The following is a 13895-nucleotide window of genomic DNA, read 5'->3' as shown; positions in this document are numbered from 1 at the left end:
GTGGCGCCGGAGGCGGACGTGGCCCACCACGGTCATGTCTCCTTGGCTGACGGGTGGCTCAGGATCTCCCTGATGACCAGCAACCACGGTCCCTCCAGCCTGGAGGACGCCACGGTGAGGCTGGCGTTCTCCCTGCGGCCGATCGGTGAACTGCGGCTGCCCAAGCGCTGCCTGTGGGCGGGCGAACGGGTGGTGCTGTGCGGCACGGGCCCGCTGGGCGCGGACGGGGTCGGCCACAAGACCTCCCTCCGGCTGGGGATCACGGGCGACCCGGCCGAGGCGGTGGTGAAGATCGACACGGTGTGGAACGGCGGGGCGACCGACCGGGATCCGGCGAACAACAACCACAAGGTGGTCGCGCCGGCCACCGGGGATCCGTACGCCTTCTGACCCGTACGCCTTGTGACCTGAGCGCCTTCTGGTCCCGTACGTCCTCTGGTCCGTACGCCTTCCGGTCCGTACCTTTCGATTCCGGCCGTCCGGCCGACCGGTGCCTCACCGGCCGGTCAGACGGCCGGCCCGCGTCCCGTCGCCCAGGCGATGTAGCCGTCGGGGCGGACGAGCAGCGCGGTGCGCCGGCCGGACGCCCAGTGCGCTCTTATGACACGGCCGGGTGCGGCCGGGGCAGCGGCGGTCTCGGGGGCGGCCTCGTCGGCGGGGCCGATCAGCACGAACTCGCCCTTGCGCAGCAGCTCGTAGAGCCTGCCCTCGGCGAGCCGCAGGTCCGGGGCGCGCCGGCCGGTGAGGGGGTGTGCGCCGCGCGGTGCGCGGTACGAGATGCCGATGCCGGAGACGACGCCCAGGGCCTTGCGTGCCGCAGGCCGGACGCTGCCCAGGATGCGGGCGGCGAGCGAACGCGCTGCGTGCTGGAGGGGAGTGTGGGCCATCGCGAGGCGCACGATCGCTCCACTGCTGCGCAGGACCATCCTGCCGACGGGGTGCCGCTCCGACTCATAACTGTCGAGCAGCGCCTCGGGGTCCGGGGCGAGGCCCTGGATCACCGAGGCGAGCTTCCAGGAGAGGTTGGCCGCGTCCTGCAGGCCGGTGTTCATGCCCTGGCCGCCGGCCGGGGAGTGCACGTGCGCGGCGTCGCCCGCGAGGAAGACCCGGCCGGCGCGGTAGGCCGGGGCCTGGCGCTCGTCGCTGTGGAAGCGGGAGATCCAGCGGGCGTCGTGCATGCCGAAGTCGCTGCCGAGGGCCCGGCGTGCGATCTCGCGCACTTCGTCGAGGGTGACGGGCTCGCTGTCGGGGACCTGCCGGGTGCGGTCCCACCCCATGACGCGGTACCAGCCGTCGCCGAAGGGGGCCATGAAGGCGAACGTGCCGCCCGCTCCGTTGACCGTGAGGAGGCCGGGGGGCTCCTCGGCGAGGCGGACGTCCGCGAGCACGATGGACCTGATGACGGACGCGCCGGGGAACGGCAGGCCGAGCGCTGTGCGCACGCCGCTGCGGATGCCGTCGGCGCCGACGAGGTAGCGGGCGCGCAGGGTGCTGCGGGTGCCGTCCGCGCCGCGGAGCTCGGCGGTGACCGACGCCGGGGTGTGGGCGGGGGACTGGTCGAGGCCGGTCAGCTCCGTCCCGTGGCGGAAGTCGACGCCCGCGGACCGGGCCCGGCGCTCGAGCAGCTTCTCCACCTCGTACTGCGGGGTGATCAGGAGGAACGGGAAGCGGGACGGGAGGGTGCCGAGGTCGAGGGAGAGCCGGCGGAACAGGCGCAGTCCGGTGATCGGCGTGCCCTTCGACACCAGCTCGTCGGCCAGGCCGCGGGCATCCAGCAGCTCCAGCGTGCGGGCGTGGACGCCGAAGGCGCGGGTGAGGTTGCTGGTCTCCTGGGGACGGCGCTCGACGAGGGTGACCGAGACGCCGGCGCAGGCGAGGTCGCCCGCCAGGAGCAGACCGGTCGGGCCGGCCCCGACGACGATCACGTCCGTGTCGAACGGGCCGGGTCCGTCGGCGTGCTCGGTCGGTGTGGTGCGGGCTGCGGTGCTGGGCTTGCCGGGCATGGCTGCCTCCGGTTGGTCGACGGCTGTAGGTCAACACCTGTTGGTCAACGCTTGTTGGCAAATGTAGAGCGGTCGCCTCTGGCGTGTCAACACCTGTTGGCCTACAGTCGTTGGCATGACGACGGAAGCACCCGGCACTCCCCGCCGCTCCGATGCCACCAAGGCCGCGATCCTCGAAGCCGCCCGCGAGCGCTTCGCGGCCGACGGGTACGAGCGGGCGACGATCCGGGCCATAGCGCGCGACGCGGGCATCGACCCGTCGATGGTCATGCGCTACTACGGCAACAAAGAGGGGCTGTTCGCCGCCGCCTCCGAATTCGACCTGCGCCTGCCGGAGTTGGGCGCGCTGCCCGGCAGGCATGCCGGCGCGGTGCTCGTCGCCCACTTCCTGGACCGGTGGGAGCACGACGACGTGCTCACGGCGCTGCTGCGGGCCGGTGTCACGAACGCCGCCGCAGCCGAGCGTGCCCGCTCGATCTTCCGTGAGCAACTGGGGCCGGTCGTCGCGAGCCTGTCACCGGACCCGGCCGACGCCCCGCGCCGCGCCGCGCTCGTCGCCTCTCAGATTCTCGGCATGGCCCTCACCCGGTATGTGCTGCGCTTCCCGCCCGCCGTCGAGATGACCAAAGAGGAGGTGGTGAGCTGGCTGGCCCCGACGGTGCAGCGCTATCTGACGGGTGAGCGCCCCTGATCTGCGGTGAGTGGTCGCCCGGCAGACGCACCCGCTCCCCGGGACGGCCCGGCCTCCGGGCAGCCCGCTCCGGCGGCCGAGGCTTCGGCGGCCCCGGCCTCTGCCGGTGAAGGCCATGGAGGACTGCTCCGTACACTTTCTGCATGACGCAGAAGAACTCGGACGGCGCCGCGCGGGGCCGGCTCATGGGGGAGCTGTCCACGGCATCGCGTCGCTACATGGCCTCGTACGCCCTGTTCAACCAGGCCCTCGCCGATCATCTGGGGCTGCATCCCACGGATCTCCAGTGCCTGAACCTGCTCGAGCTCGAAGGCGGCCCGGTCACGACCGGGCGGGTCGCGGAGCTGACCGGGCTCACCACCGGTTCGGCGACCCGGCTGGTCGACCGGCTGGAGCGCGCCGGATATGTGACGCGGGAGCGCGACACGCACGACCGGCGCCGGGTTCTCGTGGCGTGCGTGCCGGAGCGGATGGCCGAGTTCGGGGCGCTGTGGGCCCGGCTGGGCGGGGCCTGGGTGTCGATGATCGACGCATACGCGGACGAGGAGATCGCGCTGCTCACGGCCCATATGCAGCGGACGGTGGAGCTGAGCGCGACACAGGTGGAGCGGCTGCGCGTGGGCGACTTCGACGCGTAGGGGCGGCAGCCGGACGGAGCGGCGGGTCCGCCCTCACGCCCCCGCCGTGCGCAGGGCCGACGCGACGATCGCCTCCAGGCGGGCGTGGTGGGCGCCGCGCCAGTAGACGCGGTCGCAGACGGTGCACCGGGCGAACACGTCGTACGTGCGCTGTGTGCCCTGCTCCAGGTGCTCCTGCACCGAGTCCTTGTCGGCGTCCGTCAGGGGCCCGTTGCACGCCGTGCACCGCGTCCAGGGCGCGAGCTCCGGCGCGAACCGCTCCAGTACGTCCGTGAGTTGGTCGTCGGGCCGGTCGCTGTAGACGTACGCGCCCGCCCAGATCTCCCGGCGCCGCAGCAGGCCCCGGTCGCGCGAGAGCAGCACCCGCCGCTCCTTCGCGGACTGGGCGGCCAGGGCGGGATCGCCGATGTCCTCGTTCTCGTACGCCGCGTCCACGCCGAGGAGGCGAAGCCGCCGCGCCAGCGTGCCCAGATGGACGTCGAGCAGGAAGCGGAGCGGCGCGCCGGGGACACGCTGGGGCCGGTCGACGCCGCGTACCTCGACGTGTTCGCCTTCCTGCGGAATGTGCGAGACCGGCACCTGGCGGCCGTCGACCAGCAGGCGGCCCGCCTCCGTGAGCGGGACACCGAGCGACTCGACGACATGTCCGAGCGTCGACGAGCCGTCCGTGACGACGGCGGTGCGGCCCTGGCGGCGCTCCGGCGGGAGGAAGAGCCGCAGCTCAGGGGCGACGCTGAAGGTGATTTCCGGTCCGTTCACAGCGCCAGCATGTCACCGGCCGCACGGTGGCAGCCACCGGTTTGCTCAGCGTCCCGCGCTAGACGCGGAACGCGTCCGCGTGCTCCTCCGCCCACTCGGCGAACGTCCGCGCCGGGCGTCCGGTCAGTTCCTCGACGGTGCGGGTGAGCGGCGCGGGTGAACCGTCCGTCGACGCCCAGTAGTCGAGCAGGGCCCGCGCGAACGCGGCGGGCAGGTAGGCGGATACGGACTCCTGCCACTGCTCCGGCGTCACCGCGCGGATCTCGATGGGCGCCGCGCGGCCCGCCGCGCGTTCCAGGATCGCGATCTGCTCGGCGAAGGTGAGGGACTCGGGTCCGGTCAGGTGGTACGCGCGCCCCCTCGGCCCGGGATCTGTGAGCACGGCCAGAGCGGCCTCGGCCACGTCCCGCTCGTGGATCGGGTCGCCGTAACTGCCCGGGTAGGGAAGGTCGATGACGCCGGTGGTGCGCAGGGCGCGCGCCCACTGGAGCGCGTTTCCGGCGAACGCGCCGGGGCGCAGGACGGTCGTGGCCACCGGTCCGGCGGTGAGGGCCTCTTCGACAGCGAGGTGGTGGCCCGCGAGGGGGTCGGTGGCCGCGTCGGCGCCGAGGACCGAGCTGGACGACAGCAGGACGATGTGGGAGACGCCTGCGGTGTGCGCCGCGTCGACGAAGGCGTCGATGTGGGACGGCTCGGCGTACAGGAAGACGGAGTCGACGGCTTCGAGGGCCGCGGGGAAGGACGACGGGTCGTCGAGGGCCAGTCGTACGGGTTCGAGGCCGTCCGGGAGGGCGAGCTTGCCGGGGGCGGCGGATGCGGCCCGGACCGAGGCGCCGCGCTCGTGCAGCAGGGAGAGCAGGGCCGAGCCGACTTTGCCGCGACTGCCGGTGACGAGGGTGGTCATGGGAGCTCCTCGGACAAGAGAGTTTTCGTGACACATAATCTGCGTGACGCAGATAAATATCCGGGGAAAGGGCCCGCCTCGTCAAGCGGGCCCTCGTCGTGCTCCCGATCGCCCGCTACGGCACGACGCGGAAGTGGGTCGTGACACGGGCGCCGCCCTCGTCCAGGACGTGGAACGCGACGCCCGGCGGTGCGGTGCGGTCGGTCAGCGTCTCGCCGCTCTCCCACGGCAGGCGCAGCGTCGAGACGACCCCCGGGGCCACCAGCAGTGGCCGGCCCGCGAAGGTCGTCGCTCCGGCAGTGTGGGCGTGGCCGGTCAGGATCGCCGGGACGTTGTCCCGCCCGGCCAGCAGGTCCGCCAGGCGGTCGGCGTTCGTCAGGTTCGTCGCGTCCAGGTACGGGTGGTGGATCACGGCCGGCGGGTGGTGGAAGGCGGGAAGGGCGGGGGTGTCGCCCAGGTCGTCGAGCGTGTGCTCCAGCCACCGCAGCGTCTCGTCGTCGAAGCGCCCGGCGTCCTCGCCGGGGATCGTCGAGTCGCACAGCAGGAGGGCGTAACCGCCCACGCGGTGCAGCCGGTTGACGGGCGACTCCGGCGCGGCGGCGGACGTGTCGCCCAGCAGCACCTTGCGGTAGGCGGCGCGGTCGTCGTGGTTGCCGGGGCAGGTGACGTGCGGTGCGCTCAGGCCGGACAGCAGCTCCGCCGCCTGTGCGTACTCCTCGGGCGCCCCGTGGTCCGCGATGTCGCCGGTGACCAGGACGGTGTCGGGTCGGCGGCACAGGGAGTTGAGATAGGCGATGGTGCGCACGGCGCGGTCGGTGGCCCGCTCCGTGCCGTCGAGATGCAGATCGCTGATGTGGGCGAGCAGCATGGATCCCCCTCCGTCATGACACGCGACTAATGGTTGGGTGAGTCTATTCCGTTAGTCGGCTGCTCGTGAGGTCGAGGCGCCAGTCGTGGGAGCGCAGCACGTTCCCCGGCGGGTACTCGACCTCGCGCTCGCCGAGGAGCGTGAAACCGGCCTTGCGGCACACGGCGTTGGACGGGACGTTGCCCACGGAGGGGAACGCGTGCAGTGTGCGGTGCCGCCGCTCGGCGCGCGCCCGCTCGATCACCGCCAGCGTCGCGGCGGTCGCGATCCCGAAGCCCTGGAACGCGGGCAGCACGGCCCATCCTGTCTCGTAGATCTGCTCGCCGTCCCAGGTCTGCTCCCAGAAGCCGACGGAGCCGGCGGACAGGCCGGCGTCGTCCCCCTCGGCCAGGACGATGCGGAACACCGGCCGCGGCCGGTGCGGTCGGCGCTCAGCTCCACATAGCGCTGATGCCGCGTGATCAGCTGTTCCTCGGTCTCGGGACCGCCGAGGTGGTCCATCAGCTCCGGCGCGTTCACGGCGCACAGGAGCTCGAAGTCGTCCTCGGACCACGGCTCGATCCGTACCTTCACTGTGTCGATGCCCATGCCCGGCACTGTAGGGGCGGGGTGCGACGAGGGGCCCGTACGGCGGGACTCAGCGCGGGGGACGTGCGTACGCGGTCGGCGGGACGCCCACCGTCGCGGTGAAGTCCCGTACGAGGTGGGCCTGGTCGCTGTAGCCGAGTTCGGCGGCGAGCGCGGACCAGTCGAGCGCGGCCGTGTCCGTCCCGGCGCGCTCCAGCGCCTCGTGGATGCGGTAACGGAGGATGACCCACTTCGGGCCGACGCCGACGTACGCGGAGAAGAGCCGTTGCATCGAGCGCGTCGACACGCCCTCCGCGGCGGCGAGTTCGGCGACGCGCCGGATCGAGCGGTCGGAGCGGACCCGGTCGACCAGGGCCATGGCCTGCGACGCCTGCGGGTCCGGCGCGGGGGCGAGGCCCATGAGGAAGGCGTCCAGGGCGGCGACGCGGGCGTCCTCGTCGTCCGGGCCGACGACCCGGCGGACCTCCGCGGCGACGTGCGACGTCCCGGTCGCGACCGGCCCGACGCGTCCCTCCGATCCGTCCGGCTCGTCGGGGCCCCGTACCGGGCCCAGGTCCGCGTACGCCTGCGTCAGCGGGACCCGCCGGCCCGTCCAGTCCGACACCGGGCGGCCCGGTGCGAAGGGCCGGAACCCGCCCGGCCGGAACTGCACGCCGCACACCCGCCCCCGGCCCTCCAGCTTCTGCGTGAACAGACCCAGGCCGATGCCCGCGATCTCGGCCCACGGCTCCTCGTCGCCGTACTGCTGGAACACCAGGTTCACGGACGGGTGCGGCACGACGTGGGAGGCGTACGGCTCGGTCAGGTCCCAGTCGATGAGCCAGTAGTGCTCGAGGTAGGGGCGCAGCTCGGGGGCCGGCTCCCGGCGGCGGAAGTCGACGCGGGCGAGCAGCTCCCGGGCTTCGACGATGCCCCGGGTGTCGCGTCGCGGACCTGCCATGCGCCGATCCTAATCCGGGCGACTGTCGCGTTTCTTCAAGACGGGGGAGGCGGTGCTGCCTACGGTCGGACGTATGACGAACACCATCAGCGACCTGTTGCGAGCAGCCGCCGAACGCTCCGTGCCGGTGGTGCGCGGCATCACCGACGACCGGCTCGGCGATGCGACGCCGTGCGCCGAGTACGACGTGCGGCAGCTGGTCGATCACCTCTTCCAGGTGGTGGTCGACTTCCAGCTGCTGGCGGCCAAGAAGGACGCCGACTTCTCCGCGGGGCCGGACCGTGTCGGGCACGGCGACTGGCGCGAGCAGTTCGCGGCGGAGGCCGAGGCGCTCGTCGAGGCGTGGGCGGCGCCGGGAGCGGACCAGGGCACCACGGGCGCCATGAACATGTCCGCGGGCCTGGTCGGAAGGATGGCGCTCGGCGACCTCGCCGTGCACGCCTGGGATCTCGCGCGGGCCACGGGGCAGGAGTACACGCCGGATCCGGTGGTGGTCCGTGAGGTGCTGACCGCGTTCGGGGAGCTCGCGCCGACCGCCCGCGCGATGGGGGTCTTCGGCGAGGAGTACCCGCTGCCGGACGGGGGAGCGGGCGCCTCCGACCTCGACCGGCTGCTGGCGCTGACGGGACGCGACCCGGGATGGCGCCGGCCCCAGCGGGCACGCGGGGCGCGCTCCGGGCGCGAGCGGCGCGCATGAGGCGTGCGTCACCACCACAGGTGACCGGCGAGCCCGCCCTGTACCGTCCACCGCCGCCGGTCACGGGCGGGCGCGCCCCCTGCACGTCCACGGCCGTCGGCCACATGCACGCGCCCGTGCGCGTTCACCTCCGTACATCTGCCGGACGGACACCGTTAAGCTGCCGGGTCACGACCGGCAACAGATGGAGATGTGGACGTGTCCCGAGCGCGTGTGGGTGTGGCCGTACTGACGATGGGCTCCCGCCCTGCGGAACTGCGGGCCCTGCTCGACTCGGTGGCCGCTCAGGACCATCCCGCCACCCGCGTCGTCGTGGTCTCCAACGGCGCCCCGCTGTCCGAACTGCCGGCAGGCGTCACGGGTGTCGAGCTGCCCGAGAACCTCGGCGTGTCCGGCGGGCGCAACGTCGCCATGGAGCGGCTGCGGGAGTTCGGCGACGTCGATGTGCTCGTCGACCTGGACGACGACGGGCTGCTCATCGAGACGGACGTCTTCAGCCGTATCGCCGCGATGTACGACGCCGACCCCGCGCTCGGGATCGTCAGCTTCCGCATCGCCGACGAGACCGGCTTCACCCAGCGCCGACACGTGCCGCGCATCGGGAAGACCGATCCGCTGCGCGGCGGCCAGGTGACCACGTTCCTCGGCGGCGGGCACGCCCTGTCGATGCGGATGCTGGAGCGGGTCGGCGGCTGGCCGGACGACTTCTTCTTCACGCACGAGGAGACCGATCTCGCCTGGCGCGCCCTGGACGACGGCTGGAAGATCCTCTACGCCCCCGAGCTGGTGCTCCAGCACCCCCGTACGCCTCCCACCCGGCACGGCGTCTACTACCGGATGACCGCCCGCAACCGTGTCTGGCTGGCGAAGCGGAACCTCCCGGCCCTGCTCGTGCCCCTCTACCTGGGCTCGTGGACCGCGCTCACCCTGGCGCGCACCCGCTCGGCGCCGGGTCTGCGCGCCTGGTTCGGCGGATTCGCCGAGGGCGTCCGTACGCCGTGCGGAGAGCGCCGTCCGATGCGCTGGAGCACGGTGTGGCTCATGGCCCGGCTCGGCCGGCCGCCGGTCGTCTGACCCGGCGGACGAGGGGCGCGCGAGGTCAGGGCCACACCAGGCAGTACGGCTGGTGGCCCGCCTCGTGCAGACGATGGCTGAAATCCTGCCATTCGTGCAGCAATTGGTAGACGTTGAACGCGTCCCGGGGGCCGCCCCGGTCCGGGACCGTCGACCAGATGAAGGCCGCCGCGCCCACCGACTCCTCGCCGATGCCCCGCAGCGGGTCCACCACGGTCATCGGCAGCTTCACCACCGCGTAGTCGGGGTGCAGCACCACGAGCTCCAGCGGCGGCACCTTGTGCAGCGGCATGCCCTGGATACCGGTCAGCACCATCGCGGCTATGGTCTCCGGCTTGATCTTGGTGAACATGCCGCCCATGCCGAGCTCGTCGCCGCCCAGCTCCTCGGGGCGCATCGAGATCGGCACCCGTGCCGCCGTGGCGCCGTCGGGCGCACCGAAGTACTTGTACGTCACCCCCAACCGGCCGCTCCTGCCTCCCACGGGATCATCCGCTTCGCCTCGCCGGTGCTTTCCACGCCGGGCAGGCTCAGGACCCAGGTCGTCGGTCCCCTCGCCCAGTCCGCCACCGCGATGCATATCTCCACCCGACCACTCGCAGCCCCCGCCGCGCAACCAGATCATCGTGACAGTGACCTCCCCCACGAACGTGTGGTGAAACACCTGTCCGCAAGATCGCCCGGGCCTCTGAGACCATGGTTTCCGTGAGCTTTCCCTATGACGCCCCAGTTTCGCAGACACTTTTCGACCGCGCGTCCCTCGTGACGCCCGGCGGCGTGAACTCTCCCGTCCGTGCTTTCCGTGCCGTGGGCGGTACGCCCCGGTTCATGGTGTCCGGCACCGGCCCGTACCTGACCGATGCCGACGGCCGCGAGTACGTCGACCTCGTCTGCTCGTGGGGGCCGATGATCCTCGGGCACGCCCACCCCGAGGTCATCGAGGCGGTGCAGGCGGCGGTCGCCCGCGGCACCTCCTTCGGCACGCCGGGCGAGGGCGAGGTCGCCCTCGCCGAGGAGATCGTGGCTCGTGTCGAGCCCGTCGAGCAGGTACGGCTGGTCTCCAGCGGCACCGAGGCGACGATGTCGGCGATCCGGCTGGCCCGCGGCTTCACCGGCCGGTCCAAGGTCATCAAGTTCGCCGGCTGCTACCACGGGCACGTCGACGCGCTCCTCGCCGCGGCGGGCTCCGGGGTCGCGACGTTCGCCCTGCCGGACACGCCCGGCGTCACGGGGGCTCAGGCCGGTGACACGATCGTGCTGCCGTACAACGACCTGGAGGCCGTGCAGGCGGCCTTCCACAACCACCCGGGCGAGATCGCCTGTGTGATCACGGAGGCGTCGCCGGGCAACATGGGCGTGGTGCCGCCGCGGCCCGGCTTCAACCAGGGGCTCAAGGACGCCTGCGCGAAGAACGGCGCGCTGTACATCTCCGACGAGGTGATGACCGGCTTCCGCACCTCGAAGGCGGGCTGGTACGGCGTCGACGGCGTGGCGCCCGACCTGATGACGTTCGGCAAGGTCATGGGCGGCGGGTTCCCGGCCGCCGCGTTCGGCGGGCGCCGGGACGTCATGGCGCACCTCGCGCCGGCCGGTCCCGTCTACCAGGCGGGCACGCTCTCCGGTAACCCGGTGGCGACCGCCGCGGGCCTCGCGCAGCTGCGCCTGCTGGACGACGCCGCGTACGAGAAGGTGAACGCGGCCTCGAAGAACATCCAGGCCCTGGTGACGGACGCCCTGACCAAGGAGGGCGTGGCGCACCGCCTGCAGACGGCGTCCAACATGTTCTCCGTCTTCTTCATCCCGACCGAGGTCAGGGACTACGAGGACGCGAAGAAGCAGGAGGCGTTCCGCTTCAACGCGTTCTTCCACTCGATGCTCGCCGACGGCGTCTACCTGCCGCCGTCCGCGTTCGAGTCCTGGTTCGTCTCGACCGCGCACGACGAGCGGGCGATCGAGCGGATCGCGGCCGCGCTGCCCGCCGCCGCCCGAGCCGCAGCGGAGGCCACCGCATGAGCACCAGGGACATCACCGTCGTCCATCTCATGCGCCACGGCGAAGTGCACAACCCGGACGGCGTCCTCTACGGCCGCCGCAGCGGCTACCACCTCTCCGAGCTCGGCCGGCAGATGGCCGACCGGGTCGCGGAGCACCTGGCGGCCCGGGACATCACGCATGTCGTCGCCTCCCCGCTGGAGCGGGCCCAGGAGACCGCCCAGCCGATCGCCAAGTCGCACGGTCTGACCCTCGAGACCGACGAGCGGCTGATCGAGGCTGCCAACGTCTTCGAGGGCAAGACCTTCGGCGTCGGCGACGGCGCGCTGCGCCAGCCGGCCAACTGGAAGCACCTGACGAACCCGTTCCGGCCGTCCTGGGGCGAGCCGTACGTGGAGCAGGTCGTGCGGATGTCGGCCGCGCTGGAGGCGGCGCGGGACGCGGCGCGCGGCCACGAGGCCGTGTGCGTCAGCCACCAGCTGCCGATCTGGGTCGTGCGCAGTTTCGTCGAGAGGCGACGGCTGTGGCACGACCCGCGTCGCCGGCAGTGCACCCTCGCCTCGCTGACCTCGTTCACGTACGAGGGGGACAGGGTCGTGTCGGTCGGATACTCCGAGCCGGCCCGGGATCTCGTCCCGCCGCATCTTCTCGCCGGCGCCAAACCCGTGAAGGGCAAGTCCAAGGCATTCGGCGCCTAGCCCGCACGGGAAATGGCGTAGAAAAACCCGTCCCGCACATCAGGAACCCCCGCGTTCCCCACGGCATCTCTCCCTGTGCCGGTTTGGAAAAGCTCCCCCCGACCAGGGGAGCGCGGATGGGGACGATATGCGCGACATCACTCGACGGGGCCTGCTCGGAGCGGGACTTGGGGCCGCGGCCGCGGTCACCGTGGCGGGCTGCGGCTCCAGTGGCCCGGGCGGCGCCGGAGGTGGTGCGCCCGGCCGGGGCGGTGACCAGGGCAAGGGCGCGAAGCCCTCACCTTCGGCGACAGGGGGCCGGCCGATCGGCGACGGCTCCACGTCCGACACCGGGAAGCAGCCCCATCAGCCGGAGCGTCCCGTTCCGCTGGAGCCCGGGCAGACGCCGCCGCAATTCGTGATCTTTTCCTGGGACGGTGCGGGTGAGGTCGGCAACGGTCTCTTCCCGCGTTTTCTCGAACTCGCCAGGAACCACGGCGCGGCGATGACCTTCTTCCTCTCCGGTATCTATCTGCTGCCCGAGTCGAAGAAAACGCTCTACCGCCCGCCGAACAACTCGATCGGCGCCTCGGACATCGGTTATCTCACCGACGAGCACATCAAGGACACGCTGAAGCACATACGCCAGGCATGGCTCGACGGCCATGAGATAGGCACCCACTTCAACGGGCATTTCTGCACCGGTTCCGGATCGGTGGGCAACTGGTCGTCGGCGGACTGGCGCAGCGAGACCGACCAGGCTGTGAAGTTCGTCACCGAATGGCGCACCAACAGCGGCTGGCACGACATCGACCCCTTGCCTTTCGACTACCGCAAGGAACTCGTCGGCGGCCGCACCCCGTGTCTGCTCGGCCAGGACAAGCTCCTGCCCGTCGCGAAGCAGCTGGGCTGGCGGTACGACGCCTCCTCGCCCGGCGGCCGCCAGACGTGGCCCGACAAGCGGCTGGGCATCTGGGATCTGCCGCTCCAGCAGGTGCCGTTCCCCGGGCGCTCCTTCGAGGTGCTGTCCATGGACTACAACATGCTGGCCAACCAGTCCCACCAGGCGACGCAGGGCGTGCCCTCGCGCTTTCCGGGCTGGCGCAGGCAGGCGACGGAGGCGTATCTCGCGGGATTCACCCGCGCCTACGAGTCCAATCGCGCACCGTTCTTCATCGGCAACCACTTCGAGCAGTGGAACGGCGGCATCTACATGGACGCCGTGGAGGAAGCGCTCAAGGGCATGGCCGGCAAGAAGGACGTACGGCTGGTCTCCTTCCGGCAGTTCTGCGACTGGCTCGACGTCCAGGATCCGCAGGTGCTCGCGAAACTGCGCACCCTTCAGGTCGGCGAGTCCCCCGCGGGCGGTTGGAACGCATTCCTTAAGGCTTCTTGACAAGGGGCCTTATCGGGCACGCAGGGGGGTGCGGAAGATCGCCGCCAGGGCCATGCGAAACTTTTCACATGAGCCTCAGCCGTGCCCCCCGCGCCGCCCTGTCGACCGCCCTGGTCGCCGCAGGCGTGCTCACCCTGTCGGCCTGTGGCGAGGGCGGGAAGTCCGGAGGCGGCGGCGACACCAACTTCGTCACCGGCTCCGGCGGCATCGACACCGTCGCCAAGGGGGAGCGGCAGTCCCCGAACGAGCTCAAGGGCGAGACCCTGGAAGGCGAACCGCTCGACGTGGCCGGCCTCAAGGGCAAGATCGTCGTGATGAACGTGTGGGGATCATGGTGCCCGCCGTGCCGTTCCGAAGCCCCCTATTTCGCGAAGGTCGCCAAGGAGACCAAGGCGAAGGGCGTCGAGTTCGTCGGGATCAACACCCGGGACAGCAAGAAGGGCCCGGCGCTCGCTTTCGAGAAGGACTACGGAATCGAGTACCCGAGCCTGTACGACCCGATCGGCAAGCTGATCGTCAACGGCTTCCCCAAGGGCAGCCTCAATCCTCAGGCCATTCCCTCCACGATCGTGCTCGACCGGGACGGAAAGATCGCGGCCCGCTCGCTCAAGGCGCTCGACGACGAGGAACTGCACAAGATCATCGACCCGTTGATCGCGGAGAAGTGA

Annotated in this window: 15 protein-coding genes and 1 pseudogene; 9 read left to right on the top strand and 7 right to left on the bottom strand. The window is 71.6% G+C overall.

All coding sequences use genetic code 11. The features are described from left to right. Nucleotides 1–72: 72 nt before the first annotated feature. Entirely contained in the window at nucleotides 73–390 is a 318-nt protein-coding gene (locus tag ACWD0A_RS05985) for a hypothetical protein (RefSeq protein WP_451294990.1), read from the top strand. A gap of 116 nt (nucleotides 391–506) precedes the next feature. Here the strand turns inward: ACWD0A_RS05985 and ACWD0A_RS05980 are convergent, their stop codons facing one another. Then, on the bottom strand, nucleotides 507–2003 hold the full coding sequence (locus ACWD0A_RS05980) for an FAD-dependent monooxygenase (protein ID WP_451294988.1): 1497 nt from the start codon (nucleotides 2001–2003) through the stop codon (nucleotides 507–509). Between the two features lie 115 nt (nucleotides 2004–2118). Between ACWD0A_RS05980 and ACWD0A_RS05975 the strand changes: the two genes are divergently transcribed. Together ACWD0A_RS05975 and ACWD0A_RS05970 are read left to right on the top strand one after the other, a co-directional pair. Continuing rightward, complete coding sequence (locus ACWD0A_RS05975) at nucleotides 2119–2694, top strand: TetR/AcrR family transcriptional regulator (protein ID WP_451294986.1); 576 nt, start codon at nucleotides 2119–2121, stop codon at nucleotides 2692–2694. Nucleotides 2695–2837: 143 nt separating this feature from the next. Next, nucleotides 2838–3332, top strand: a complete 495-nt coding sequence (locus ACWD0A_RS05970) for a MarR family winged helix-turn-helix transcriptional regulator (protein ID WP_451294984.1) — start codon at nucleotides 2838–2840, stop codon at nucleotides 3330–3332. Nucleotides 3333–3365: 33 nt separating this feature from the next. Here the strand turns inward: ACWD0A_RS05970 and ACWD0A_RS05965 are convergent, their stop codons facing one another. The 5 genes and pseudogenes from ACWD0A_RS05965 to ACWD0A_RS05945 form a co-directional block, all read right to left on the bottom strand. Continuing rightward, a complete protein-coding gene (locus tag ACWD0A_RS05965; protein ID WP_451294982.1) occupies nucleotides 3366–4091 on the bottom strand; it encodes a Mut7-C RNAse domain-containing protein in 726 nt (241 codons plus the stop codon). Nucleotides 4092–4149: 58 nt separating this feature from the next. Continuing rightward, complete coding sequence (locus ACWD0A_RS05960) at nucleotides 4150–4995, bottom strand: NAD(P)H-binding protein (RefSeq protein WP_451294980.1); 846 nt, start codon at nucleotides 4993–4995, stop codon at nucleotides 4150–4152. Between the two features lie 115 nt (nucleotides 4996–5110). Continuing rightward, entirely contained in the window at nucleotides 5111–5863 is a 753-nt protein-coding gene (locus ACWD0A_RS05955; RefSeq protein ID WP_451294978.1) for a phosphodiesterase, read from the bottom strand. A 43-nt stretch (nucleotides 5864–5906) separates the two neighbouring features. Then, nucleotides 5907–6451 (bottom strand): annotated as a pseudogene (locus ACWD0A_RS05950) (GNAT family N-acetyltransferase). Between the two features lie 49 nt (nucleotides 6452–6500). Further along, on the bottom strand, nucleotides 6501–7391 hold the full coding sequence (locus ACWD0A_RS05945) for a DUF6597 domain-containing transcriptional factor (RefSeq protein ID WP_451294976.1): 891 nt from the start codon (nucleotides 7389–7391) through the stop codon (nucleotides 6501–6503). A 73-nt stretch (nucleotides 7392–7464) separates the two neighbouring features. Between ACWD0A_RS05945 and ACWD0A_RS05940 the strand changes: the two genes are divergently transcribed. Both ACWD0A_RS05940 and ACWD0A_RS05935 read left to right on the top strand, forming a co-directional pair. Next, nucleotides 7465–8088 (top strand): TIGR03086 family metal-binding protein, encoded by a 624-nt coding sequence (locus ACWD0A_RS05940; protein WP_451294974.1) that lies wholly within the window; start codon nucleotides 7465–7467, stop codon nucleotides 8086–8088. 198 nt (nucleotides 8089–8286) lie between these two features. Beyond that, nucleotides 8287–9162 carry a glycosyltransferase family 2 protein gene (locus ACWD0A_RS05935; RefSeq protein WP_307714093.1) on the top strand — a complete coding sequence of 292 codons (876 nt, stop codon included), beginning with the start codon at nucleotides 8287–8289 and terminating at the stop codon, nucleotides 9160–9162. 25 nt (nucleotides 9163–9187) lie between these two features. Here ACWD0A_RS05935 and ACWD0A_RS05930 read toward each other — a convergent pair whose 3' ends face one another. Then, nucleotides 9188–9742, bottom strand: coding sequence for a hypothetical protein (locus ACWD0A_RS05930; protein ID WP_177148705.1), 555 nt, complete (start codon nucleotides 9740–9742; stop codon nucleotides 9188–9190). 116 nt (nucleotides 9743–9858) lie between these two features. Here ACWD0A_RS05930 and hemL point away from each other — a divergent pair, with 116 nt between their 5' ends. From hemL to ACWD0A_RS05910, 4 genes are all read left to right on the top strand, one after another. Beyond that, the gene (gene hemL, locus ACWD0A_RS05925; RefSeq protein ID WP_451294971.1) at nucleotides 9859–11175 is read left to right on the top strand and encodes a glutamate-1-semialdehyde 2,1-aminomutase; all 1317 of its coding nucleotides are present in this window, start codon (nucleotides 9859–9861) and stop codon (nucleotides 11173–11175) included. Then, complete coding sequence (locus tag ACWD0A_RS05920; protein ID WP_451294969.1) at nucleotides 11172–11852, top strand: histidine phosphatase family protein; 681 nt, start codon at nucleotides 11172–11174, stop codon at nucleotides 11850–11852. The genes hemL and ACWD0A_RS05920 overlap by 4 nt, the downstream gene beginning before the upstream one ends. Nucleotides 11853–11979: 127 nt before the next feature. Then, the gene (locus ACWD0A_RS05915; RefSeq protein ID WP_451294967.1) at nucleotides 11980–13227 is read left to right on the top strand and encodes a hypothetical protein; all 1248 of its coding nucleotides are present in this window, start codon (nucleotides 11980–11982) and stop codon (nucleotides 13225–13227) included. A 68-nt stretch (nucleotides 13228–13295) separates the two neighbouring features. Further along, nucleotides 13296–13895 (top strand): TlpA family protein disulfide reductase, encoded by a 600-nt coding sequence (locus ACWD0A_RS05910; RefSeq protein ID WP_451294965.1) that lies wholly within the window; start codon nucleotides 13296–13298, stop codon nucleotides 13893–13895.

Source organism: Streptomyces sp. NPDC002867, assembly GCF_053591895.1.
This window is presented reverse-complemented; position numbering and strand designations above follow the sequence as displayed.

Coding starts and splice junctions, on each gene's coding strand:
- ACWD0A_RS05960 (WP_451294980.1), bottom strand. CDS start 4,995: ATGACCACCCTCGTCACCGGCAGTCGCGGCAAAGTCGGCTCGGCCCTG.
- ACWD0A_RS05975 (WP_451294986.1), top strand. CDS start 2,119: ATGACGACGGAAGCACCCGGCACTCCCCGCCGCTCCGATGCCACCAAG.
- ACWD0A_RS05920 (WP_451294969.1), top strand. CDS start 11,172: ATGAGCACCAGGGACATCACCGTCGTCCATCTCATGCGCCACGGCGAA.
- ACWD0A_RS05955 (WP_451294978.1), bottom strand. CDS start 5,863: ATGCTGCTCGCCCACATCAGCGATCTGCATCTCGACGGCACGGAGCGG.
- hemL (WP_451294971.1), top strand. CDS start 9,859: ATGGTTTCCGTGAGCTTTCCCTATGACGCCCCAGTTTCGCAGACACTT.
- ACWD0A_RS05915 (WP_451294967.1), top strand. CDS start 11,980: ATGCGCGACATCACTCGACGGGGCCTGCTCGGAGCGGGACTTGGGGCC.
- ACWD0A_RS05985 (WP_451294990.1), top strand. CDS start 73: ATGACCAGCAACCACGGTCCCTCCAGCCTGGAGGACGCCACGGTGAGG.
- ACWD0A_RS05945 (WP_451294976.1), bottom strand. CDS start 7,391: ATGGCAGGTCCGCGACGCGACACCCGGGGCATCGTCGAAGCCCGGGAG.
- ACWD0A_RS05930 (WP_177148705.1), bottom strand. CDS start 9,742: ATGCATCGCGGTGGCGGACTGGGCGAGGGGACCGACGACCTGGGTCCT.
- ACWD0A_RS05970 (WP_451294984.1), top strand. CDS start 2,838: ATGACGCAGAAGAACTCGGACGGCGCCGCGCGGGGCCGGCTCATGGGG.
- ACWD0A_RS05980 (WP_451294988.1), bottom strand. CDS start 2,003: ATGCCCGGCAAGCCCAGCACCGCAGCCCGCACCACACCGACCGAGCAC.
- ACWD0A_RS05940 (WP_451294974.1), top strand. CDS start 7,465: ATGACGAACACCATCAGCGACCTGTTGCGAGCAGCCGCCGAACGCTCC.
- ACWD0A_RS05910 (WP_451294965.1), top strand. CDS start 13,296: ATGAGCCTCAGCCGTGCCCCCCGCGCCGCCCTGTCGACCGCCCTGGTC.